Annotated in this window: 17 protein-coding genes and 2 pseudogenes; 8 read left to right on the top strand and 11 right to left on the bottom strand. The window is 68.5% G+C overall.

What is annotated here, in order from left to right:
* Window positions 1-178 precede the first annotated feature (178 nt).
* Entirely contained in the window at window positions 179-598 is a 420-nt protein-coding gene (locus tag ABT245_RS42440; protein ID WP_351745469.1) for a hypothetical protein, read from the top strand.
* A gap of 35 nt (window positions 599-633) precedes the next feature.
* On the opposite strand, the gene ABT245_RS42435 is transcribed toward ABT245_RS42440, so the two are convergent.
* The 4 genes and pseudogenes from ABT245_RS42435 to ABT245_RS46365 all read right to left on the bottom strand — a co-directional run bounded on the left by ABT245_RS42435 (window position 634) and on the right by ABT245_RS46365 (window position 3,600).
* Window positions 634-1,653 carry an AraC-like ligand-binding domain-containing protein gene (locus ABT245_RS42435; protein ID WP_351745467.1) on the bottom strand — a complete coding sequence of 340 codons (1,020 nt, stop codon included), beginning with the start codon at window positions 1,651-1,653 and terminating at the stop codon, window positions 634-636.
* A gap of 385 nt (window positions 1,654-2,038) precedes the next feature.
* Window positions 2,039-2,476, bottom strand: a complete 438-nt coding sequence (locus ABT245_RS42430; RefSeq protein WP_351745464.1) for an HIT family protein — start codon at window positions 2,474-2,476, stop codon at window positions 2,039-2,041.
* A gap of 94 nt (window positions 2,477-2,570) precedes the next feature.
* A pseudogene (locus ABT245_RS42425) lies at window positions 2,571-2,857 on the bottom strand (transposase); the annotation flags it as partial.
* 183 nt (window positions 2,858-3,040) lie between these two features.
* Window positions 3,041-3,600 (bottom strand): annotated as a pseudogene (locus ABT245_RS46365) (DUF7003 family protein).
* A gap of 289 nt (window positions 3,601-3,889) precedes the next feature.
* Here ABT245_RS46365 and ABT245_RS42415 point away from each other — a divergent pair.
* Both ABT245_RS42415 and ABT245_RS42410 read left to right on the top strand, forming a co-directional pair.
* Window positions 3,890-4,936, top strand: a complete 1,047-nt coding sequence (locus ABT245_RS42415) for a hypothetical protein (protein ID WP_351745458.1) — start codon at window positions 3,890-3,892, stop codon at window positions 4,934-4,936.
* Between the two features lie 161 nt (window positions 4,937-5,097).
* Window positions 5,098-5,547 carry a hypothetical protein gene (locus ABT245_RS42410; RefSeq protein ID WP_351745455.1) on the top strand — a complete coding sequence of 150 codons (450 nt, stop codon included), beginning with the start codon at window positions 5,098-5,100 and terminating at the stop codon, window positions 5,545-5,547.
* Window positions 5,548-5,806: 259 nt separating this feature from the next.
* Here the strand turns inward: ABT245_RS42410 and ABT245_RS42405 are convergent, their stop codons facing one another.
* Window positions 5,807-6,922, bottom strand: a complete 1,116-nt coding sequence (locus ABT245_RS42405) for a saccharopine dehydrogenase NADP-binding domain-containing protein (RefSeq protein WP_351745452.1) — start codon at window positions 6,920-6,922, stop codon at window positions 5,807-5,809.
* Between the two features lie 124 nt (window positions 6,923-7,046).
* On the opposite strand from ABT245_RS42405, the gene ABT245_RS42400 reads away from it, so the two are divergent.
* Window positions 7,047-7,613: a TetR/AcrR family transcriptional regulator gene (locus ABT245_RS42400; protein ID WP_351745449.1), complete on the top strand. Its 567-nt coding sequence runs from the start codon at window positions 7,047-7,049 to the stop codon at window positions 7,611-7,613.
* A gap of 125 nt (window positions 7,614-7,738) precedes the next feature.
* Here ABT245_RS42400 and ABT245_RS42395 read toward each other — a convergent pair whose 3' ends face one another.
* From ABT245_RS42395 to ABT245_RS42375, 4 genes are all read right to left on the bottom strand, one after another.
* Entirely contained in the window at window positions 7,739-9,259 is a 1,521-nt protein-coding gene (locus ABT245_RS42395; protein ID WP_351745447.1) for an alpha/beta hydrolase, read from the bottom strand.
* Window positions 9,260-9,431: 172 nt separating this feature from the next.
* Window positions 9,432-10,190, bottom strand: coding sequence for a helix-turn-helix domain-containing protein (locus tag ABT245_RS42390; RefSeq protein ID WP_351745443.1), 759 nt, complete (start codon window positions 10,188-10,190; stop codon window positions 9,432-9,434).
* Between the two features lie 685 nt (window positions 10,191-10,875).
* Entirely contained in the window at window positions 10,876-12,378 is a 1,503-nt protein-coding gene (locus ABT245_RS42380) for an L-fucose/L-arabinose isomerase family protein (RefSeq protein WP_351745440.1), read from the bottom strand.
* A 90-nt stretch (window positions 12,379-12,468) separates the two neighbouring features.
* Window positions 12,469-13,821 carry an MFS transporter gene (locus ABT245_RS42375; protein ID WP_351745437.1) on the bottom strand — a complete coding sequence of 451 codons (1,353 nt, stop codon included), beginning with the start codon at window positions 13,819-13,821 and terminating at the stop codon, window positions 12,469-12,471.
* 262 nt (window positions 13,822-14,083) lie between these two features.
* Between ABT245_RS42375 and ABT245_RS42370 the strand changes: the two genes are divergently transcribed.
* The 3 genes from ABT245_RS42370 to ABT245_RS42360 all read left to right on the top strand — a co-directional run bounded on the left by ABT245_RS42370 (window position 14,084) and on the right by ABT245_RS42360 (window position 19,449).
* Window positions 14,084-18,100, top strand: a complete 4,017-nt coding sequence (locus ABT245_RS42370) for a glycosyl hydrolase (protein WP_351745434.1) — start codon at window positions 14,084-14,086, stop codon at window positions 18,098-18,100.
* A gap of 5 nt (window positions 18,101-18,105) precedes the next feature.
* Window positions 18,106-19,113, top strand: coding sequence for a LacI family DNA-binding transcriptional regulator (locus ABT245_RS42365; RefSeq protein WP_351745431.1), 1,008 nt, complete (start codon window positions 18,106-18,108; stop codon window positions 19,111-19,113).
* A gap of 168 nt (window positions 19,114-19,281) precedes the next feature.
* Entirely contained in the window at window positions 19,282-19,449 is a 168-nt protein-coding gene (locus tag ABT245_RS42360) for a hypothetical protein (RefSeq protein ID WP_351745428.1), read from the top strand.
* Window positions 19,450-19,628: 179 nt separating this feature from the next.
* Here the strand turns inward: ABT245_RS42360 and ABT245_RS42355 are convergent, their stop codons facing one another.
* Window positions 19,629-20,501 (bottom strand): nitrilase-related carbon-nitrogen hydrolase, encoded by an 873-nt coding sequence (locus ABT245_RS42355; protein WP_351745425.1) that lies wholly within the window; start codon window positions 20,499-20,501, stop codon window positions 19,629-19,631.
* Between the two features lie 143 nt (window positions 20,502-20,644).
* On the opposite strand from ABT245_RS42355, the gene ABT245_RS42350 reads away from it, so the two are divergent.
* Complete coding sequence (locus tag ABT245_RS42350) at window positions 20,645-22,429, top strand: ABC transporter substrate-binding protein (protein ID WP_351745422.1); 1,785 nt, start codon at window positions 20,645-20,647, stop codon at window positions 22,427-22,429.
* Between the two features lie 11 nt (window positions 22,430-22,440).
* Here the strand turns inward: ABT245_RS42350 and ABT245_RS42345 are convergent, their stop codons facing one another.
* Window positions 22,441-23,295 (bottom strand): polysaccharide deacetylase family protein, encoded by an 855-nt coding sequence (locus ABT245_RS42345; protein WP_351745419.1) that lies wholly within the window; start codon window positions 23,293-23,295, stop codon window positions 22,441-22,443.
* Window positions 23,296-24,251: the final 956 nt, after the last annotated feature.

The raw sequence follows: 24,251 nt of genomic DNA, 5'->3' as shown, positions 1-24,251 counted from the left end.
CGGCCGTGGGATGACGGCGCGCACTGCCAAGCTACTGGCACGCCGCGCTAAGGCGCCGCGGACCGTTTCCGCCGACGATTGCCTTGCCTGCGTGTCATGCGTGACTCGCATACCGCGGGCGGGCCCGCTGCGGCGGGCACCTCTGTAGGAGACACTTCACACACAGGGGAAACATCCCATGCGAATTCGTAGTGGTATCGCTCCGTTCACGATGATCGCCGTACTGCTCGCGGGAGGGACCGCCGCCGCGACGGTCGGCTCGGCCAGTGCCGCGGAACCGAAGACGAACGCGATCAAAGCGGCCTGCCTCGACACCGCCACGCGGTACACCGGCACGCCGGGAAGCGGCAGCAGTAACGCTCACTGGCCCGCCACGGGCACGTATGCCTACACCACCAACAAGTGCCTCGACATCAACCTGAAGGTCGACGCCACCCGCAAGATCAGGGCCTGCTTCAAGGCCACCGGCTCGTGCAACGGCTGGAAGACGGCCAGGGCGGGCCAGTGGGCGCTGGCCGCCACGGACGTGAAGGACGGATCCGGTTTCTACATCCAGTTCCAGGGCACTGCCCGGAGCACCGGCTTGATCGCCTACTGAGGCGCGGGTTGAGTGAACCACGAGAGGCGTCGGGCCTATTGGCCCGGCGCCCTCATGTTCGGCGGTGGGTGCCCAGAAGCGCGCGCGAGGTTTGCACTGCGGTATTCCGTGGGGGTGATGCCGTAGGCGGTGCGGAAGGCTCGGGTGAAGTCGGCAGGACGGTGAAAACCCCAGCGGGCGGCTATCGCGTGGACGGGGCGCGTGGCCAGGAGGGGGTCGGCGAGGTCGCGTCGGGCACGGCTGAGGCGCTGACAGCGGATGTACGAGGCGACCGTGGCACCGTGGGCGTGATGGTGGAAGAGGCGGTGCAGGGTCCGCAACGAGATGTGGTGAGCGGCGGCCACGGTGGTGGGGGAGAGATCGATGTCGCCCAGATGCCGGCGGATGAAGTCCTGTATCTCCAGGAACTGCGTGTGCTGGAGGGTTTCGGCAGGGGGCCGGTCCACAGCGTCGATGTGATGGGCCAGCCATGCGGTGAGCAGGTCGATGAGGACGCTGCCCAGCCGGTGGGAGTCGGCAGGCCGACTGGGGCCGGTGTCGGTGGCCAGGTTGGTGAGGAAACCGGCGAGCAGACGTCCCACCCCTTCTCCTCCTGGCATCCGGGAAGCCAGAAGCCGATCCACACGGTTCGCAGACAACGGCACCACGACTCGGGGTATCTGTACGACCACGGATGCCGCTGTGCCCTGCCTGGTGTCGATCACGGCTTCGTAAGGATGGGAGGTGGAGTACACCACCAGATCGCCCACTCCGAGAGGGGCTTCGCATCGGTCCTTGATGAAGACCTGCTCGCCACGCAGGATGAGCCCCACGGCGTACATTTCGGGATCGGACTGACGGATCAGCCGCGGTGTCCGTCGTGACCGCATGGACGCGTAGGTCAGGGCGGTCACCTGCGCCTCACCCAGGTCCGCGGCTCGTAACGAGGCCCGGAACTCGGCAGCGCGGTCGATCCTGAAATCATTGGGTATGAGCGCGCTCGCCGTGATGTCCGACCAGGCGTCCACCCGGTTCGACACCGGCAGGTCCTGACTGTCGAACACCTTCTCCAGCATGGGGCCGCCCCCTCTGTCTCCGATGTGCGTGGTGGTTTTCACCCTCTTTCGTGCGGACTTGCCGGACAAGGGCATTATTGGACAGGTCCTGTACGTTCTGCGTCCCGACTCGGGTGAGTGCTGGCGGCAGTTCGGGCAGCAAGGCTCCGTGGCCCGGCGTACTGGCCCGAGTCCGGCGAGCGCGGGCTGAAGCCGGGCGGCCGACGCCGCCGCGGTCGGTGGGCAGCCGAGAAGCTGCTTCTCAACGCTTGCTGTATTTGCTGGATCTATTCGGTAGAGGCGGTGCCGGTGCGGCTGGCAGTGGCGTGCGCAATGACTTGTTTGTTCATAGTTGGCGTTGTGCGCATGGCTGACAGCTTGGAGGCATCCGTGCCTCGAGTGAAGTTCACAGTCTGGGACCGGTGTCCCGGGCCTGCTCGTAACCAAGCTCAAGCAAGGCGGCGCGGAGCTTTGCCGCTGCTTCATCCAAAGCTGACTGATCCTCCTCCGGCTTCACCTTACTGAAATCAAAGTCGGACATGTCCCAGACGGGAGCGACATGTATGTGCAGATGCGGTACCTCGAAGCCCGCGATGACGAGGCCGGCTCGCGGAGCATCCCAAGCCCGCTGCACTCCTTGACCAATGGCCTGGGCCACCTCGAAGCACCGCGCCAGGAGAGCCCCGTCGGCATCTGTCCACCGGTCGACCTCGCGCCGGGGCACAACAAGAGTGTGGCCGGGCCGTAACGGCGCGATGCTGAGAAATGCGGTGATTTCTGGATCCTGCCAGACGAAGCGTCCAGGCAACTCGCCGGCGATGATGCGAGAAAACAAAGTAGCCATGCGGAGGATCCTGTCACACCAAGCGGACGTCAGCGTCTAAGGAAATCGGAACAGCTTTGAGCGGGCGGTAGGTGAGTCTTTGAGTGGATCTGCCGGCGGCCATGCTGTTCAACGCGGCCCGCAGGGTTTCACCGAGCCGCACCAGGCCGTTGATCTGCCGCGCAGCGGACAGCACGATCGCGGAGGCCGTGCGCGCATGGCCACGGTGAGCACCGTGTGGTCGAGACCCGCATCGGCCAGCTCCAGCCCCAGCAGGTACTTCCAGTCCAGCCGCCCACGCACCGCCTCCGCGGCCTGCCGGTCCGACAGGCCCTCGGCGAACTGCATGACCGATACCAGCGCCACCCGACCCGGCGCCCACGCCGGCTTCCCCCTGCGGGGCCGGCTGGTACCCGAGGACTTCCTCCTCTGCGACCATGCCGAGCCCACTCCCCAAACACAACGTCGGCCTTCACGGCCCCAACGGGTCATGCAGGCCGACGTCACGCGCGCCCCCGTCGGACGCGATCACGCTCACTCGACGCCCGCCGTGCCGCCGTTGCGGGCCGAACCCGCGGCGACCGGTCACAGAGTGCCGGAGTCCGGCCAGTTGGACCAGTGAGTATTGGGTGAATGGCTCGGTCGGTAGCGTCGGACGTCACCAGATGCCAGGACTTCCGCGATCTGCTGGTAGGTCTCACTCGTGCTGGGAGGTGTCTCGATATCCTCCGGCTGGCGCCATTCCTCCAGTTGTAGAACCTTCGGCAGGTCCCTGGGAATCCTTGACCGCACTTCGGCTTCGTCAGCAAGGATCAGATCCCGGTACTCCGGCACCAGCCTGCGGAACACGACTTCGAGCGGTTCGCCGGGCTCCGCCTCCACGGCCGGCGTTCGGCCCCTGACAACGATGTGCCCACAACATTGACGAGGTTGCCCATGCGCGGGTTGTATCCGACGGTTCCGATGATCAGGGCCCAGCGCCCCGGGTCACGGTAGAGGCGCATCCGCACAGCCACTGCGTAGAAGTAACCGTTGTCGGGATGAGGGAGCTTGAACTCGGCGTCGTGTTTGTCCAGTTGGGCGAGAATATCGTTCGCTTCGATACGGGGTGTCGTAGCTCTCCGACTTCGGAGGCGAGAACACATGAGGGACCGGCCGGGGCTCGGTGGGCTTGTCGAGGCGGACCGTGCCGGTCCTCGTCTCCTGGTGCTCCCCGCCGTACTCCGGCTCCGGTAGACACCACCGCCCGTCCGACAGGTCCTGACCGGCTTCTTCATCGACCCCGCCGTCTTCGTGCCGACGCCGATCCCGATGGCGGCCAGGCCCGGCAGGATCAGCGCGGACGCCTCACGAGCCCGACAGGCGCAGCTCATATGAATGGTTGATGTAATCTCGTGAATCTGAGTTCAGATCATCGAGGTCGGGGGCGGATTCTTGAAGCCAGGACGATGCCGCGCGGCGCGCTGGGGCAGCGGAGCATGCGCGGTCCTGTCGGTCGTCATCGCGAGCGGCTGCGGCACGAGCGGCGCGGAGAAGGGCGACGATGACGGCAAGAGACCGCGAACCGCGCTGATCGCCGCGCTGAGCCGAGTACAGGACACCCATCTGACGAGAGACTGGATCGAGTTCGGCGATGTGGCCGGGGTTCGCTCCCGGAGCGAGGGCGGGTCCGGCTCGAAGCGGGACCCGCTGCTCGGATACGGCGAGCCGAAGCTGGCCGATGCCGCGGCGCTGCTGCCCGAGCTGACCGGTATCGATCCGTTCGCGGCCCGGACCGCCCTCTCGGTCGGCCATCCGCCCGACCCGGTGGGTTTCCTGTACGGATCTTTCAATACGACGGCGATCGGCTCGAAGCTCCGGAAGCTCGGGTACACGAAGCATGACCTCGCCGGCGGAGAAACGACCTGGATCATCCGCGACCACCACAAGATCGACGAGAAGGACCCGCTCGCGCAGCTGGGCATCGTCACCGCGCTGAACGTCGTACGGGTCTCACCGCAACGCATCGTCTACGGAGGAGCGGGTGCGGACATCGACCAGGCGCTCGCCGGCACCGAGCCACTGGCCGACAATGAGGCTGTCGGCGGGATCGCGGACTGCCTCGGCCAGGTCGAGGCCGCACAGATCGGCCGCGACCTGAAGATCGCGGCCACGCCGCTGGGCATCGGCGTCGTGGGGCTGTCCGGGACCGATGCCACGGAGGTCGTCTGTATGACGACGGCGAGCCAGGACGCGGCAGAGGCGATCGCGTCGGCCTGGCCGGGCCGGGTCAAGTCGACGACCTCCGCCCTGTCCGCCGAACCCTGGTCGAACCTCCTCACCCAGCCACGGGCCAAGGTCATCGGCGGTCCCTCCCATGTCGTACGACTGACCGCGCGGCCCACCGGTTCGACGCGAGTGCTGTTCGACGCCTGGACGAGCGGGGACCTCGGGCCACTGCTGACCGGCGCGAAACCCGGCCCCGAGGTCTCGGTTCGATAGGTCCCCCGCGAAGCGCGCCAGCCGCTGACCGCCCGACCCAGCCCTCCGATATCAGCTCATGTGCATGACTTTCCTCTGTCATTCATATGAGCTGATACGCTGTCTGTGCTCGTCGCCCCTCCAGAGGAAGAGAAGGTCCGTTGCACATCCGAACAAGGACCATGGCCACGGCGGCGTCGCTTGCCGTGGCCGCCCTGGCCGCTGTCACCGCGTGTTCGTCCAGCGACGGTCCCGCCTTCACCGGCGGCGACAACAGCACCCCGACCGCCATTCCCCCGTCGGTCACTGCCGCCACCGGCGCTCCGACGGCCACCGTCGGTGAGGACGCGACGGCCTCGGCTGACGTGACGATCGACTCCTGCGCGGTCGACGCCACCACGAAGATCCCCAAGGCCGAACTCACGGTGACCAATCACGGCAGCGACACGGCGACCTACACTATTCGGCTTGATTTCGTCGACGGCGGCGGGACGAGGGTGGCGGAGGGTGCCGCCATCGCGAACAGTCTGGCGGCGAACCAACAGGCGAAGGAAACGGCCGACGGGACGGCACAGGTCACCTCAGATGTCACCTGCAAACTCGCCAAGGTCCAGCGCCTCGCCGGCATGTGACCAGGGGGTTCAGTCCGCCGTGACCTGTGTGCGCACCCGGTCGCGGAGGTCGCGCACCACACCGCAGTGGGTGAACGCCCCCGGAGTTGGCTTGAGGGGAGGACGACCGGTCCTCCGAGTGGAGCGTTGGGGAGATGCCTCTTCCCGTGTGACTGAGCACGCTGGTCGGCCGCGCTGAGCAGCACGGTTGCAGGCGGAGCGGTTGTCGCGCGCCCTCGCCGAGGCCGAGGGACGGCGGGCATCGGTGCATCGGTGTTCGTCAGTCCAGTACGAAGGTGCCGCCCGCGGTCGTCGCCAGGTCGGCCCCGAGGGCGGCGGCCGGCGTCGAGGCCCCGGGCCTGCCGGCGCCGCGGGCCAGCAGTTCGGTGACGGTGGCGGTGACGTCGGCCGTGTAGTCCATACCTTCGTCGGCGCGGAGCCATCCTTCGTGCCGGGTGCCGTCCGCCCACTCGACGACGGCGTGCCCCCAGGAGTGTTTACGCGGACGCGGTGCGGCCTTGACCCGTACCCGGCCGAGCCGGTCGACGGCGAGGCGTCGCAGCGCCGGAACGGACAGCAGGCGGCCCAGCAGCGGGAGCAGGGCGCGTATCGGCGGAGCGGTCGGCGCGAGAGCGGAAGTGGCGGTGACGAACGGTGCTCCGCTGACCGCGTGCGCCGCGATGAGTTCGCCGGACGCGACACCTGCCGACTTCGCCGACTCCCCGTCCGGGAAGGTGAGTTGCTGCGGGTCGGCGCCGAGGCGCGAGGTCACCGGCCGTCCGTTCTCGTACCGCCGCCCGCCGGCGATGAGCGCGTCCACGATGCTGGCCGCAAGGGCGGCGCCGAGCGCTCCCGCCTCGACGGCCACCGAGGCCACCGAGTCGACCCGCACCCGGTGCGGCGCGGGCCGGCCTTCGCACAGTTTCGCCACCACCGCCTCCGTCGCCAGCACACCGAATCCGGCGCCGGTGACCAGGGTGCTGCCCGCCCGCACCGCCTCGTCGTGCAGGGCGAGCAGCCCTTCCACGGCGGCCACGTCGTTGGCCTGGTCGACGTAGTGGCCGCCGGGCATGCAGGCACGGGCGATCACCGGTGCCGTGGCGGCGAAGGCGCCCATCGTGTTCACCACCACCCGCGGGCGCTCCCGGACGATCTCGTCGGCGATCCGCTCGGCCGAGTCGGCGACGACGATCTTCGTGTCCCGGGGCAGACCGGCTTCGGCCCCGGCGGCGGCCATCCGCTCCCGGCTGCGCCCGACCGGCACGACCGTCAGCCCCCGCGCGGCCAGTCGCGCGGTCACGCCCCGGCCCACGCGGCCGGTCGCCCCGACTATCCACACCTCGTCACTCATCCTGCTCTGGCCTGTGGTTCCGCCGGTCTCGCTGGTCTCGGTCATGCGAACGTCACCCTGCCTGTTCCGGGCCGCACCGGGGACGGGCGTCCCCAGTGATGACACACTGTGTCGTGAGTGCAGGCTAGCACTGACGACACAGTGGGACATCACCTGTTACAGTCACCCCATGGCGAGGTGGGATCCGGGTGCCGAGCAGCGCCTGAAGCAGGCGGCTCTGGAGCTGTACCTGGAGCGCGGCTACGACAATGTGACGGTGACCCACATCGCCGAGCGGGCCGGACTCACCCGGCGCTCCTACTTCCGCTACTTCCCCGACAAGCGCGAGGTCCTGTTCGCCGGCTCGGAGCGGCTGCCCCCGGCACTGACGGAGGCTGTCCTGACGGCAGACCCGGATGCGGCTCCGCTCACCGCCGCCCTCGACGCGCTGGCGCGAGTCGGTGCCCAGCTCGTCGAGCAGTTGGACGGCGCGCCAGAGCGCCGGGCGGTGATCGACGCCAGCCCGGAGCTGCAGGAGCGCGAACGGACCAAGACGGCCGCGATCACCGAGGCGATCCGCGATGCCCTGATGCAGCGTCAGGTGAACACGGGGACGGCCGAACTGGTCGCACAGCTTGCCACGGTGGCCTGCAACAGCGCTTTCCGGCGTTGGATCGAGGCCAAGGGGCAATCGAGTTTCGGCAGTTGCCTGGACGCGGTGACCGACGAACTGCGAGCCGCCCTCGCCGGGACCTGAGCGGAGCGCCCGGCCGGCGCCATGACCGACCACCTGCGAGCCCGGAGAGGCAGAGCCAGGCGGGGAGCCAGTACGCGAAGCGGTACTCGGTAAGGCTCAAGCGGGACGCGATCGACGGCCGAGGTTCAGTCCGACGTGCGGCACTTGATGTCCTTCTCCGGCATCACTCCGTCGGCGAGCCAGGCCGTGCCGACGTTCAGCGCACACGCGTTGCCGCCGTAGACGTAGACACCGTGACCGCTGCCGGCTGCGGTCACCAGACGCGAGCGATCGGTGAACTTCTTCCGGAACAGCTGTCCACCGAGCAGCGGTGTGACCGGATCGTGCCGATTCTGCATGATCAGGATGTTCGTCGGCCCGTCATCGTTGATCTTGACCTGAGGCTCGGACGGCTCGGACGGCCAGAACGCACACGGCAGAATGTTGGCCGCCGCCGCACCGAACAGCGGATACTTCTCCCGGTCCGCGGCGACGCTGTGCTGGTACGCGCGGACATCGGTGGGCCACTCCACGTCGTTGCAGGTCACCGCGAGAAAGACCGACCACGAGTTGGAGTACGAGGCCACCTCGCCGGCTGCCGCCTGCCCGCCGGGGGTTGCTGCCATCAGCCTCTTGACCGCGGTCTCGTCGGCGTCCTTGATCGCTTCCCAGAGCTGCGCCGTCTGGCCGTACCTCCGCTTGGCGTAGAGGCCACCGAAGGTGCTGAACCGGAACTGGCGGCCGTCGATGCCGAAGACCGGCTTCTCGTCGAGCTGCTCGGCCAGCGTGAAGTACGTCTCACGTACTTCCTCCGGCGTCCGTCCGAGCCCGTACGCGGAGTTCCGTGCCGCCGTCCACTTCGCAAAGTCGGGAAACGTCTCCTCCATGCCCAGCGCGTACCGACGGATACCGGCGCGGTCCAGGGCCGTGTCACCGAGGTTGCTGTCGATGAGAACCCGGTCGGTGGTGTCCGGGAACATCGAGGCGTACGCGGCGCCCAGCGCCGACCCGTACGAAAGGCCGAAGTAGCCGGCCTTCTTCTCGCCGAGCGCGGCCCGTATCCGGTCCAGGTCCCGCGCCGTGTTGGCGGTCGTGATGTGGGCCATGCGGCCGTCGGTGTCGTTGGCCGCGCACTGCTCGGCGACACCCTTGGCGATCTCGGCCTGCTTGACCACCGCTGCGTCGTCCACGGCGTACGGCGGGACATTGCCGATGTAGTCCTGGCCGACGGTGAACTTGCAGTCGATCGGCGCCGAATGTCCGAATCCGCGGGTGTCCATGCCGATCAGGTCATAGGTGTCGAGGACCTTTGACGGGATGCCCAGGTCTGTCAGACCGGCCGGCATCGACAGCGCGGACCCGCCCGGACCGCCCGGGTTCAGCAGCAGCACACCACGCCGCTTTTGCGGGTTCTCACTCGCCAGCCGCGACACCATGAGGTCGATCTGAGTCCCGTTCGGGTCGTCGTAGTCCAGCGGCACCGTCACGGTCCCGCACTGCATGTTCAGGGCCGGCGCCTCGGCCACGTCGTCCGGACAGGCACCCCACTTCACCTGACCTACGTCGTCTCGGTCGGCGGCCGCGGGCGGCGCCGACGCCATCGCCCCGGCGAGGCCGATCGCAACTGTCAGGGCCAGACCCCGGCTTACCGCACGCCTTCGATGCATGTCCATTCCTTCGAATGTGGTCTCGATGTGCTTCCTGGCGTGGTCCAGGGCAACCTCTGCCCTTGGGGCCAGGTCAAGTCGGAAGACCCCAGAGATCACATTCGGTGTGGCTGTGCTGTCGGCACATCGGCCTCAGCGCTGCTCGGCAGCGTCTTCGAAGCCGCGTGTGACATCACGAATCGGCCTGCCCGTCGTCGGCGTCGGTACCTTCCGTGGATCTGAGCTTTTGGCTGAGTGTGTGGGCTCGGGCGATGGCTTTGAGCTGGGCCGGGTTGTAGAGATCGGCGACGGCGGGGGCGATCACGGCCTCGGCGAACTGCTTGCCTCGTGGTGCGGCACTTCCCGGGTCCTTCATCCACGGGAATCGGTCCTGATGGGCGCGGATCGCCACGGCCATATGCCCGGCCAGTTCGTCGATCGTCGCGTCGTCCGCGTCCTCGGGGAGGGCTTCGAACTCGTCGTCGTGGTCATCGCGTTCCGAAATGAGCTGGCGCAGGTCGTCGAGGGCGTCGTCGTTGAACACCTGCGAGTAGACGGTGACCAGAGCATGGTCCCGCTCGCCCAGCTTGTCGGCGACGGGACCGAACGGCGGCGGGGTGTCCAGCGGCGCCCGGTGCTTGAGCATGACGGCCAACTCAGCGCGTATCCGCTGCAGGCGTTCGATGGTGTCCGCCAGTTCGGCGTCCAGGACACGGATGGCCTCGTCGGATTTCTGGTCCGCTCGTTCCATCGCGCCGATCTGCGAGAGGGAAACACCAAGGCTGCTCATCCGCTTGATCTGAAGCAGACGGACGAGATGAGCCGGCTGGTACTGCTTGTAGCCGTTCGAGGCGCGCGCGGGTTCTTCGAGCAGACCGATCCGGTGATAGTGACGCACCGCTTTGACGGTGGTACCGGCTAGATCGGCGAGCCGCTGCGTGCTCCACGCCATGCCGTTCGGCCTTTCCTGTCTCGGTGCTCTGCCCCCGTGGAAGTACAACCTATGCCCCCAGAGCAGGGGCAACGCCGCGTTCTGCGACGCTGAGATCTTGACGTTGCCCTGATGTCTTGCGCCTGAAGTTCGCTGCACATGTCTGGCTGTGCGGAGGGACGTCGAACCAGCAGGTGGCTGCTGAACTGGGCATCCGGCCGCAGACGGTGGGCAAGTAAAGCGCAGGTTCCTAAAGTCGCGTCCGGACGGCCTGGCGGTCGAGCCGTGTCCCGGTGCCCCGCGCAAGGTCTGTGATGAGGCGGCCGTTGTCGACGATTCGCATCGGTGTCCGCAGAGGGCGGCACCTGCTCAGTCCGGCGCAGCATTCTCGCGGCCGGCGCCGGGCGAGGGAGCGGCAAGGGCATACAACGCACCACATTTTCGCCGACGTATCCCGGCCGGGCCAAGTACGAGAAGCCAACCCGCACAGAGCGGTCCAGTTCATGCCTGACCGCACCGCGGATCCGGGTTGCGGGCGCCGCGCCTCCGTCACGGCGACGCAGTGTCCAGCACTTCGTGCACGCCGAGCCGCCAGGCGGCGAAGTCCGGCTCACGCGGCATCATCCGGGCAGGCCGAGGCCGATAGGCTCCGGGTCGCGGACCACGCTGCCCGGCAGCCGACGGCGCAGCTCGTGTGCTGTCCGAGTCACACCTGCCGGAAGGGCACCCCCATCAAATGGGCGGCCGCCTTGTAGTCGGCAGCCCGGTGGCCCGTGGACAGGGCCCAATGGTGGCCGATGCCTGTCTCGCTCCAGACATCCACCCATTCGCCGGGGTCAGTGCCGAAGTCGACCCGGCTGGTGGTGTTGCCGATCTCCAGCAGAGGTCCGGGGACGGTCTCCCCCTCCGAGGCGATGAACACCAAGGTGCCGTCCTGGTCTTGACCGATACCGAAGGCGGTGACCGGGCCGTGTTTGACGTCAAACTCCACGGAGACGCCCCACCCGCGCTTGCCGTGGTAGACACCCAGTCCCCGCAGCAGCGGATCCCGCGCGCTCACTGCCAGATGCCCGGGGCCATCGTGTCCCATTTCGACCACGCCGTCGGTGAAGTTGAGCGCCTGGATCTCGGTGAACGAGCCTCCCGCGCCCAGGCTCTCCGACACCAGTTGTGCGACCGACGTGCGCAGCTCGAATTCACCCGCGGCCGGAATCCCGCGTGCGGTCAGCAGCGATGCCCCCAGGATCATTCCGGCGCCGAGTTGTTCGTGCTGCTCACCGCCGAGTCCACGGTGGTAGTAGGCAAGCGTGGTCAGCCCGAAGTCCTCGGCCAGCCGGTCGAGTCCGACGGAGACCCTGGCCGCCCAGGCGAAGTCCTCCGCTACCACGGAGTCGTCGAGAGTGAAGATCTCCCGGGCCAGGTTCATTCGCTCCTTGGCCTCCGCGTCCGTGACATCGGCGACCCGGACCCGCAGATCGTCGAACTCAAGAACTTCGACATGTGAGCCGAACTGCGCGGACAGCAGCGTCATATCGGTCGAGACATCGAGCATTCCCGGATACAGATGGCCCATCAGGCCGTGGCGCGCGTGCCGCAGCGCCGCTCGGACCTTCGCCGCTGCGACCCACTGCTCGATACGGCGCCAGGCGTTGGGGTCACGCAGCCAGCCCGACACGGAACGGAACGGGATGCCCGCACGGCGGAAGACATTGCCCACCTCGGGGACGGGGCACTGTCCGCAGTAGGCCAGCCACATGCCCGTATCGAAGGACGCGTGGTCCATCCGCTCTGTCGGCTGGAGATCGATCATCAGGACCGGGGCCCCCGAGCGTTGCGCGATCGGCAGGACCATGGACGACGTCAGGTAGGTGGTGAGGAACACCACGATCAGGTCACAGTCTGCTTGGCGCAGCCGCTCGGCGGCGGTCTCGGCCTCGCGGGCGTCCGAAATGAAGCCGACGTCGGTGACTTCGGCGTCCAGCGCCTCAAACCGCTCGGTGACGTAACGGGCCGACTCCCGCAGCTGCGGGAGCAGGTCCGGGAACTGCGGCCAGTAGGTGCCCAGGCCGCCCGCCACCAGGCCGATTCGGACCGCCCTGCGTGGTGCGGGCGGGAGAAGCCGGTGCAAAGCGGCAACCCGATCAGCTGACTCGGCGGCCCGGTCCGGCTCGGTCGCATCGGCCCTGAGTGCGGATTCCTTCGGAGTCATGGGGGCTGTGCCTTCTTTCTGTAGATATGTGTGCGACTGCGGTCTGCTCGTTGGCTGTTGCGTGGGTGTGTTCGGGTGCTGTTCCCGGCCTCACTCCGAGGCCGGGGCCGGCTGCGCTGCGGCACTCGCCTCGGTCGGCGAGTTTGGGCGTACGACCGCCGCGGCGGCCGTGGGGATCAGGACACGGACGATGTAGACGCCGACCACCATGGAGATCGCCGCACAGGCGGTGATCGACCACAGCAGCAGCCCCGCGCTGTATTCCAGGAGTGCCGGCGTGAAGAACGCCGCGACGGCGAAGGCCGCCCGGGCCAGCGCGTAGGTGAGTCCCTGCGATGTGCCGCGGGTGTCGGGCGGCAGGGTCAGCTGGGACCACACCTTGTAATTCGCCTCGCCGGCGAGCGGGCTGGAGAGCTGATACAGGATGAGGTACGCAACCATCCCTGCGAGCGACGCGCCACCGGTGAGGCTGGGGATCGCGAAGGCCACGATCTGCACACCCCCCGCGACCAGGAACAGCCGGTCCCGCCAGGGTGTGTCGGCATAGCGGACGAAGACGACGGTCATGAGCAGCGTGACGGGAAGGAAGGCGAGGCTGAGGCCGGTGGCGACGGACTGCGAGGCGTCGCTGACGGTGACGAGGAAGTAGGTGCCGAACTGGCCGAAGGTGTTGGCGCCCAGTCCCCACGCGACGTAGAAGAAGAAGGTCGCCGCCATCGGGACGAGGATCGACTTCTTGAGCAGGTTGCGCAGATGGGTGCCCTGCGGCAGCACGGCCGTTGAGCCGCCGGGCCCGCCCGCGGAGTCTTTCGGAAGCGGCTCACCATCGGCCTCGGCGTCCTCGGGAACCCGCAGCCGGGCCCGCAGGAACCAGGTGACGACGGCGGCCACGGCGAGATGGCCGACGATGATCCGGGTGCCGAGCGCGCCGAGCCCCGACAGCACATAGCCGAGCGCGATGGTGACGGTGATGCCGACGGACCACATGACCTGGGTGAAGGCGATGAGTCGCCCGCGCGCCCAGGCGGGTGCGGCCTGTGAGACGACCGCCAGTGAGGTCGGCAGGTCGGCACCCGCGGCGAGGCCCGCGATGACCAAACCACCGAGCAGCACGATGTCGTTGGGTGCGAAGGTCATCACCGTCACGCCGCCCGCGTAGCAGAGGATGTCCGCGTTGTAGACCCTGCGGCGGCCGAACAGGTCGGCGAGCCGGCCGCCGACCAGCGATCCGATGGCGATGCAGAAGGTGACGATGGCGCTGATCGCGCCGGTCATCCACACCCCCATCCCGAAGCTGTCCCGCCAGATGGCGAGGCTCACCGAGATGGCGATGAGCAGGCCCGAGTCGAGATACGACGCCATGCCGGACAAGGTGGCAAGTTTCCAGTAGCGCCCCGGCACAGGGCGCTCGGCGGTCCGGAAGACAGCGGGCAGGCCGGTCATGTCACGCATCCTTCGTCGGGGACGTGAACACACGAGAGGGGTGACGCTGAGCAATGGGATTGACCGTAGGGCGGGTTAGAACGTTTTTCAAGACGGTTGCAGCAAGTCCTCATCGCCGGACGCTGCTCCAACAAAGCAGGCAAATCATGCCTGATGGAGGTAACTGAAGGCTGGTGCGGCCCGCGTCCGACGCGTACGGTGACATCACTGAAAACGTTCTACATCGTGGGGCATCCGACGTCAGTGAAAGGATCGCGACACTGTGCTCTCCCGTACCCTCACCGAGTTGTTCCAGGACCCGCCCCGCGACTTCGGTCCGACGCCGCTGTGGTGGTGGTCGGGAGCCAAGGTCACCCGGGAACGGCTTGAGTGGCAGATGCGCAAGTTCGCTGCGGGCGGCATCCACAACCTTGTGGTGATCAACCTGGCACCGGCCGGGCCCACGTTCGGCGCCAAGGCCGACGACCCGGCCTGGTTCAGCGAGGAGTGGTGGGCGCGCTTCACCGACGCCTGCGAGATCGCGCAGCGGCTCGGCATGCGGCTGTGGTTCTACGACCAGGTGGGCTTCTCCGGCGCCAACGTCCAGGGCGCCATCACCCACCGGCACCCCGAGGCGGCCGGCCAGGCGCTGCGCCGCCGCGATGCCGTCGTCACCGGCGGTCGCATCGACCTGCTGGGCACCGAGACACTGATCGGCGCCTACGGGGCGGACGGCAGCCGACTGCATCTCCCGGACACCCCCGACGGCACCGAGGCCCTGCTGGTCACCTCTGTCCCGACGGCCTTCGACTACCTGGACCCGCATGCCGTCGCTCTCCTGATGGACACCGTCCACGGCGAGTACGACCGCCGTGTTCCGCAGCATCTGGGCAATGTCATCGCCGGCAGCTTCCAGGACGAACTGCCCGCCACCAACTCCTGGACGTCCCGCTTTCCCGCGGAGTTCAAGGCCCGCCGGGGCTACGACCTCCTCGACCACCTGCCCGCGCTGTTCCGGCACGGTGGCCGGCAGGCCGCCAAGGTGCGTACCGACTACTTCGCGGTCCGCGCCCAGCTCACCGAGGAAGCGCTCTTCAAGCCGCTCGGCCAATGGCACGACAGCCGCGGCATGCTGCTGGGCGCCGACCAGAGCAACCCGGCGCGGGCGGGACACCCCACACAGTCCACCCAGCTCTACACCGACTACTTCCGCACCCACCGCTGGTACAGCGCCGCGGGCAGTGACCACGAAGGGGACGCGAAGGTCCACTCGTCAATGGCCCACCTCTACGGCCACGAGCGGGTGTGGATCGAGGCGTTCCACTCCTCCGGCTGGGGCGGGACGCTGGAGGACACCTACGACTGGCTGCTGCCCTTCCTGCGCAGCGGCGCCAACCTCTACAACCCGCATGCCAGCTACTTCGGCACCGCGGGCGGTTGGTTCGAATGGGCGCCGCCCTCCACCGACTGGCGCCAGCCGTACTGGAAGCAGTACCCGGCCTTCTCCCGGGCCGTCTCCCGCATCGCATCGATCATGTCGTGGGGTACGTACAGCGCCGGCACCGCTGTTCTGCACCCGACCACCACCGCGCAGGCGCTGCTGCCGCTGGACCTGCCCGTCGACCACTTCGGCGACGGGCAGGCCGGCGGAGCGCACACGGAACTGGACGAGACACAGCGCCACTATCTCCAACTGTGCGGCAGCAACAACTGGTTCCACACCAGGATAGGCGAACTGGACCGGCAGCGCGTGGCCTTCGACATCATCGACGACGACTCGGTCCAGCGTGCCGATGTCGCCGACGGCGCACTGCAGGTGGCCGGACTGCGGTTCTCCGCGGTGCTGCTGCCGTCCGCGAGCGTGCTTGAGACCGCCACGGCACGACAGCTCATCGCGCTGCTCGACGCCGGCGGCCGGGTGGTGGTCGTCGGTCGGCCGCCGGCCTTCGCGGCCGGGACCGACGGAGACGATTCCGTGGTCACCGCGCTGGCCGCCCACCCCCGTCTTGAGCGCTTCGCCGACCCCGAGTCCGGCGCCAAGTCCGTGGCCGGCCGGTCCGACTACGCCACCGGCGAGGTCCCGCTCCTGGTCCGCCGCCAGGGAACCGAGGCCGTCGCCCTGGTCACCGGGGCGTTCCCGAACGCCAGCGGCCATCCGCTGCGCGACGCCACGACCCGGCGATGGCAGGACTACGACTTCGATCCGGCGCGCTATGCCGGAATGTCGTCTATCGAGGTGAACGCCGTCGTGGCGGAGGCGGAGGTCTGGGACCCGGCCACCGGTGCACGCCGGGCCGTCCAGGTCACGGTGTCCGGGCAGCGCTCCAGGATCGAAGTGCCGCTGAACGGCGCGCCCGCCGCAATCGTGGCCTGGCGGGAAGGCGAGGCGCCGACCGCGGCGCCCACGCCCGCATCACCCGCTGCGGTTGTCGTCACGACTGACATATCGACGGGCTGGCGCGGGCGGCTCGTCCCCACCATGGACAACACCTGGGGTGACATGGCGCTGCCCGCCGCGTCGTCCGTCGAGGACGTGCAGATCTGGAACTTCCACTGGTCCGAGGGACCCGGCGGTCACCCGGCGCAGACGGTGCGTGCGACCTACGGCAACCGCGTGCGGGTACTCTCCCCGGTCCCGGTCGCGCAGGCGCCGGACCCGCTGGACTGCGACGCCGTCGGCCGCGTCCTCGCCGGGCAGGCGCCGCTGGTCGACGACGAAGCCCAATGGGAGGTCTCGCTCCACTCTGCCGACCGGGGCGTGGCTGATCCCGGTTACGGCACACTCGGCCACAAGGGGTTCGTCGGCGAGGAGTTCGTGCGCCTCCGCATGCCGACGGACGGCACGGTTGCCCGGGTCCGGGCCATCGTCGAGGCGGACCGGCTCGGCGCCGCCGACCTGCACGTCGGCGCCCCGGCCGGCAAGCGTCTGTGGTGGAACGGCGTGGAACTCCCCACCGGCAGCGGCTATCTGGCCACGGCCCGCATCGACGTCGACCAGCCGCTGAACATCATCGAGTACGAGCTTTCCGACGCCGACGTCCGCACCGGGCTCGCCGCGGACGCCGACACCGAGCCGCTCGGCAGCTACTTCTGTCTGACCCGGCCCGGCGAGTTCTCCCCCCGGCCCCAGTTCATGCGCCTGCCGGAGGGGGTACGGCCGTCGGGCAGGGCCACTTACCGCGCCCGGGTGCGGCTCGACCACGACGCCACCGAGGCCGTCCTCGTCGTCGGCGCGGCCACGGGCGTCACCGTGCTGCTGGACGGCACCGCCGTGGCCCGGCAGGAGAAGGTCGAGTACTACGAGTCGGCCTGGGGCGCCACCCCGATGTTCTTCCGTCACACATTGCACCTGACAGCCGGCGAACACCTGCTGGAACTGGTCGCCGACACCACCCACGCCGGGGACGTGCTCTTCGCCGACCTGGTCGCCCGTACGCAATCCGCAGTCGTCGCCCTCGTCAGCGGCGCCGGCTGGGAAGCCGAAACCGGCGACTGGCGGGGGACGGCGATCGAACACCGTGGCCGCTGGAGCGAGTTGCAGCCCTGCTACGCCGCCACCCGGCCGCACCCGCTGCACGGCACCGCATGGCTGCACGGCATTCCGGCGCTGGGCGCGACCGTGGACGCGGTGCGTGCCACCGACAACGCCGTGCCGACGCCACAACGCCTGCGGACCACGCTGCCCGCCGGCACGGTCGCGGTGCATCTACCCCTACGGCTCGCCGCCGCGGTGACACTGGACGGCTCCGAGCGGCGGCTCGAGGGCACCGCACTCCACCTGGACCAGCCCCTCCGGGCACCCGCGGAACTGGAGATCGTCACCGAGCCCACCGCTACGCTCCGCGGCGGCAGCGCCCTGTCCGGACCGGTCACCGTCCGCACCGCCGAGGCCCCCGTCCCGCTAGCCGACTGGCACGGCATCGGACTCGCCGGCTGGAGCGGAGGGCTGCGCTACTCCCGTACGGTGACGATCCCGGCCGGCCACGACCCGGCGGTGACGCCCGTGCTCGACCTCGGCCGGGTACGCGGCTCCGTCGAGGTGGCCGTCGACGGCGAGAAGACGGGCGAGGCCTTCTGCGCCCCGTACCGCTTCCCGCTGCCGGGCACGGCCGGCCGCACGGTACGCATCGACGTGACGGTGTACAACACGCTGGCCCCGTACTTCAGCGAGGCCACCCCTACCGCCTGGACCTTTCCCTCGCAGCTGGTCTCGGGTCTGCTGGGCCCGGTCACTATCATGACCGCACAGGCGCCGGCGGAGACGGCACATGGCGCTGAGACCGAGGTGATCGGAGGATGAGGGGCGTGACGACCACCAGGCACCCCGCGCGTATCCAGGATGTCGCGGCCGCGGCGGGCGTCTCCGTGTCCACGGTCTCCAACGTCCTCAACCGACCCGAGCGCGTCAACGCCCGCACCGCCGACCGGGTTCGGTCCGTGATCGCCGACCTCGACTATGTGCCGCACCCGGGGGCGGCCGGCCTGCGCAACGGTCGCGCCTCGTCGATCGGGCTCGTCCTCCCGGACATCGTCAACTCCTTCTACGCACGTATCGCCCGGGGGGCGGCTGAAGCGGCGTACGAGCACGGCTTCTCGCTCGTCCTGTGCGACAGCGGCGATCACCCCGGCCGGGAGCGCGACTACTTCGACATGCTCGCCGAGCAACGCGCGGTCGGTGTCGTCGTCGTGCCCCTCGGCGCCGACCCGGACCGCCTGGCCAGGCTGCGCCGGCGCGGTATCCCGCTGGTCCTGACCGACCGGAAGATGCCGCCACAGGAGGGCTGTTCGGTCGCCGTCGACGACGTCACCGGCGGCCGTCTGGCCGTGCAGCACCTGCTGGACAGCGGTGCGCGGCACGTCCTCGTCGTCAACGGCGGCCGAGGGATCAGGCAGTGCGCCGATCGGTACCAGGGAGCCCGCCAGGCGATCCGCAGCCATCGCGGTGCCCGGCTCGACCAGGCCGTCGCCGAGCAGATGACGGTCGCCGCCGGCGCCGCCATCGCCCGCGACCTGAGCACTCTCCCGGACTCGGTGTTCTGCACGAACGACTTTCTCGCGGTGGGCGTGTGCCAGGGGCTGGCGGAACGCGGTATCGGTGTCCCCGGCGATGTGCAGGTGGTCGGTTACGGCGATCTGGACGTCGCGACGCTGGCGGCCATCCCCGTGACCACCGTCCAGCAGCCGGTGGAAGACCTGGGCCGTACCGCCGTACACCTGCTCATGGACGAGATCGAAGCCAGTGACGAACATGTCCACGAGACCCGCGTCTTCGGCCCTCGGCTCATCCCACGGGACTCGACGCGGGGCGCGTGATCGTGGAACGTTCGCTGGACGGTCTGCCCAGGTTCTGATGGAGTCGGGTTGCTGGACAACTGACCGGCCAGCAGCCTACGGAGGCCGTGATGCCCCGCAGCTGCCCGCCCGAACTCCGCCGCAAAATTCTCCGGCGCGCTGCCCCAACTCCTGGGCCACGCTTGGCCGGTGCTTGCCCAACCGTTCGCGCTCGCCCTGCACGGCACCGACGGTGGCGGAGCCGCACCCCGCACGGTCATCGCCCGCCGGCGATCCCTGCTGGTCGCCACCGCCCTGTCCGTCCCCGGATCCACACCGCCCGGCGCGCGCTCACCGACCTCAGGGACCGGTGGCTGAGCTGCCCCCTGCGGCCCGCTCCGTCTGTCCGGGCCACCGCTCCGGTTCACCAGGAGCGAGCAGGTCCGGCACACCGCTCCGCCGTGTCCGGGCGAAGACAACGATTCGTTACGACAGTGGCCGGATTCTGGCGAAGGGCGACCAGCCCGTCGTCGCTCCCACAGGGAATACGTCCGCTGTCACACCCGGCGACTCGGCCAGCCGGCGTACGTCGGAGCACGGTCGGCGCGGTCGGCCCAGGTGAGCGTCGCGCCTTCGGCTCTGACCCGGGCCAGGTCGCTGAGGGAGACCTCGGCCTTGACGGACTCCTCGGTGTTGGGGCTGGTCGAGGCGAGTTCACCGTGCGCCGGCCACGGGGCGTCACACGGGGCGTAGACGGCCGAGCGTGCGTAGCAGCCGGGGAAGAAGCCCTGGGGAGCGCCGAACAGTTGGGAGCTCACCACGAACATCTGGTTCTCGATCGCCCGGGACTGAGCGCAGTGGTTGACCCGCCAGGAGCCGGCCTCGCTCAGCGTCAGCGAGGGAACCAGGAGGATCTCGGCGCCCTGCGCGATGACCGCATCGGCGCACTCGGGGATCTGGGCCTCGTAGCAGATGTTGATGCCCACCGGTCCGAACGGGAGTTCGGTGACTGGCGGAGGGGTATCCGAGGTGTGAATGGTGCCCAGATGTCCTTCGGCCGGGAACAGGTGTGTCTTGGCGTGTGTGAGGATCAGACCCTCCTCGGGACCGAAGAGGTGGGCCGTGTTGAGCCACCCCGTCGCGGTCTCGACCAGTTGGGTGCCGGCAAGAATGTACTGCTGGCGCGCCCGTGCCTCATCGATGAAGAGGTTGACGTAATCGTCGGTGCGCCGCGAAGTCCGAACGATGTCCTCGATGGTCATCGACTCCCAGCCTGCTTCCAGCGTGAGCAGTTCAAGCCCGACATATTCGGGAAGTACGACGACGGCGGCGTCGGGTGTGCGATCGAGAACGGCCCGCATGTGTGCGGCGAAGTCGGTGAAGTCCCGCAGCGGCGTGAATTCCACCGCTGCGGAAGCGAGAACGACCATGGGAACCTCCGGTGAACGTCGGATGGCGTGGGCTCCGAATCTAGGCGGATGGACCGGCACGAAGTATCGGTAGAACTGCCGATGGCTGTCCGTTCGGGCCCGAACCGATGTACGATCAGCGACCCGTCAGAGGTGAGAAGGTCATGGCCCGCACCCGGTCGCTTCGCGTCCAACCCCCTGTACCCGAGCGTATCTGGGGGAGCGCCGACGGCGACTGCGAGCAGTGGATCCCCGCCGGCACACCGACGCGCTACCCCCTGCTGCCCAAGCTGCTTGCGGGTGTGCGCCGTGCCGGCGGTCTCCAGGTCACCGGGATCGTCGTCCTCGGATCCACCTGGTACCGGGCGAACGCCACGACCGGGTCAGGATCACGCCTGGCGGAACTGACCCTGGGCAGGATCTCGCCGCCTTATGGACTGACCCACTCCGAGCTAGACGTGCTCACGTTGCTCGCGTGCGGAGCCACCAACGCCACGATCGCCGAACGTTTCAACGTGACCGTCAGGACCGTGTCGACCCATGTGGAACACATCCTCGCCAAACTCGACCTGACCAACCGGACCGGAGCCGCGTCGCTGGCTCTCCGGCACGGCCTGCTCCGGCTCCCGCTGCCGGGAATAGCCCCAAACGGGGAGGTTTTGACCGAGGTCGAGAGCGCGCTCGCGCTCGTCGCCGACGATGAGCAGCGCGCAGGCCGGCTCCGCAGGCATTCCGTCCAGGTTGCGGACGGAGCCGGCCGTGGCCGCAGCGGATCTCCCATCCGCCTGGGCAGTGTCTTTCCGTTGGCCACCGCCGAAGGCAAGGACATGCTCCACGGCGCCACGCTCGCGGTCGAGGCGGTCAACGCGGCCGGAGGCATCGGCGGGCGGTGGCTCGAGCACGTTGTGGAGAGCGGTGACACCGGACGGCCGGAGTCTCTCGCCGATGCCCTGGCCGCCCTTGAACGGCACGGTATCGACGCGGTGACCTTCCCGTACGTCGAGCGTCGTGAGGCAGTCCCGTTGATTCTTGACGCGGCGGCCGATCTTGAGATCCCGTTCCTGCACACCATGACCAGCGCGAGTGCCGAGGAACAGGTCAGGACCGATATGCGCAGACTCGGCCGGGTGTTCCAGTTGAGCCCGGGGGACAGGCACTACGGAACCGAGTTCATCCGTTTCCTGCACAGTGCCCGCGGTGCGGTCTTCGGCGGTCGGGAAAGGTTGCGAGCGGTCGTACTCACCGACGACCACCACATCCCGTCTTTCCTGGATGAATGGCGCGAGTACGGCCGGACCGCGAATGTGGAGATCAGGTTGCGGTCCTGTTCGACCGAAACGCAATGGCGTGAGGCGCCGGCTCGTTTGGCGGACGAACGGCCGGACGCCGTTCTGGTCGCGTCCTTTCTCGCCCCGTCGGTCCGGACGTTTCTCGACGCGTTCTACGCAGCGCCGTCCCCGGTGCTGCTCTACTGCCTCTGGGTTCCGGGCACGACCGCGTTCGCCGGAACGCTCGGTCACGACGAGGGCATCATCTGGGCGACCACGACCGGCAGATATACCGATCAGCTCGGCTCCCGATTCCAGAGCCAGTTCCTGTGCCGATTCGGAACCGAACAACCCACGACGAGCGCGAGCATTCACTACGACGCGGTTCAGTTGCTCCGGCGGGCCTGGTCCGATGCGGGTACGACATCGCCGGTGCGAGTCAGCGCGGCCCTGCGTGATCTCGTCCATCGCGGCGTGAACGGCAGCTACTTCATGGGCGGCAGGACACAGGCACCGATGGCCTTCCCCGCGCAATCCCGGGATCTGTCGCTCTCCCAGGCGCACCTGATCCTACAGGTGCAGGATCAGGAGAATCGGATCATCGCCCCGCTGCCGTTCGCCGTGACGCGGCTTCGTCCACAACCGTGGATGCGCAGACCCGTGCGTCACCTGGCCTGTTGACGGCTGAGCTGTCAGCTCGCTGCGCCCGTGGCCACGTAGATGTTGTCGCGACGCCACGAGTTCACGGCATCCTGAATGGTGGAGAAGGTGACACCGTGGTCTTTGCCGCGCTTGATGACGCGCTCCAGGATCCGCAGTCGGCTGCCCCGCCCGATGGCCTGGGGGTGGAAGGTCTGGATGAAGTACCCGTCCGGCTCCTGTTCCATCATGAAGTCCAGGTCGTCGAGCCACCGCTGTGCCATCGCCTCGACGTCGGTGGAGGCGGGTGAGTAGAAGTTCGCGGACATGACGAACTCGGTGAAGGGAAAGTCGTCCAAGGTCCATGACACGGGTGCTTCGACCAGGTCGAGAGTACGGCCGAATTCACTGGCGCGGTCCCGGTGGATCACGTCGCCGGTGCGGGTGCGATACATCTGGAAGTCGTTGGCCATCAGACTGGAGTCGTAGTCGAAACCCATGTCGGACAGGATCTGGGTGCTGACCTCGGTGAGGTCGAACGCGGGGGAGCGGTATCCGGTGGGACGTACTCCGAGAACCGAGTCGAGAGTTTCAAATCCCCGTTCGAGGACAGTGCGTTCCTGCTCGGGCGAGAGCGCGGTCGGGCTCTCGTGGGCGTAGCCGTGGTGGCCGATCTCATGCCCGTTGTCGCGGATCCGCTTGCACACCTCGGGGTGGTTCTCCGCGTCCATTCCGGGAATGAACCACGTCGTGCTCAACTCTTCCCGATCGAGCACGTCCAGGATTCGCGGTGTCGCGATGTTGGCGCCGTACTCGCCACGTGAGATGTACTGGGGACTTGTGAGGCCCAGAGTGCCTGCCCACACGGAGATGGCGTCGAAGTCGAACGAGAGGCAGACGGTAGCCATGGGGTTTCCTTCGGGTTTGCGGCGAACGTGATCTGCCGATCGTTACGGGCGTAGCCGCGCGGCCACATCGGTCAGATCACCGATGCGTGCGCCCGCGGCGGCGGTCGTCGAAGCTGAAGCCGCTTGTGGGCCGCGTGCCAGAGGCCGTCGAGTCGTCGGCGGCGGACCGGGGCGCCCGCCTACCGGGCGAGAAGGTCTCCGGCCCGCCACCCGCAGAGCCCTCACCGCCGCAACCGCCGAAGAGCTTGCCGCCCGCGCACCCGCCCCGATCGGCAAGCAACTGCGGGCGAACGCCAACCGGCTCCGAACGGCGGCCGACGCCCACCACGACACAGCCCACTCCGCCGGGGCCCTGATGTGAACCGGCAACCGGACGAGCGCACCCGCATCCGCGAGGCGATGCACCGGCTCCTGGCCGCCCAAGCCATCGCACCCAACGGCAGCCTCACCGTCATCCCCCTCACCACAGAGACCGACGTCCATCGCATCCCCCTGATGAAGCGCCATGGAGGCTACGGATCGCGTGCGGTCAGGGGCGTAGGAGCCTGGCCGCGAGGAAGCACGGAGCCTGGTGGAGCTTGTTGTAGGCCGTTTCGTCGAGTTCTCGCAGGCCAGGCGTCGGGCGGGGCTCGAGCCGAGTGTCTGTGCCCTGGATGCCGGGAGCGCCGGGATCTCGGCCGATGCGGATCACCGCGGCCGGCGCTTCCGACAACGCCGGCGGCAGGCATGTGCTGTCGCGTATCGCCGTGCCCACGCCTGTGTGACCGAGATGCGCGGGATGGACCAGGTGTCGCGGGTGGGAGCCGGGTTCCTTCTTCTTGAGTGCCTGATCTGTCCGCTGCCCGGTGCTGAGGGGCCTCGTGGACGCTACCGGGCGCTGTCTACGGTGGTCGGGTGAGCGATGCGAGGAACGGGTGCACGGGGCGGGTGGTCGTGCTGGTGCTGCCCGAGGTGAA

This window comes from Streptomyces sp. NPDC001508 (assembly GCF_040298665.1).
Taxonomy (GTDB): Bacteria; Actinomycetota; Actinomycetes; order Streptomycetales; family Streptomycetaceae; genus Streptomyces.
Note: the sequence above shows the minus strand (reverse complement) of the source record. Positions and strands in the feature narration are given on the sequence as shown.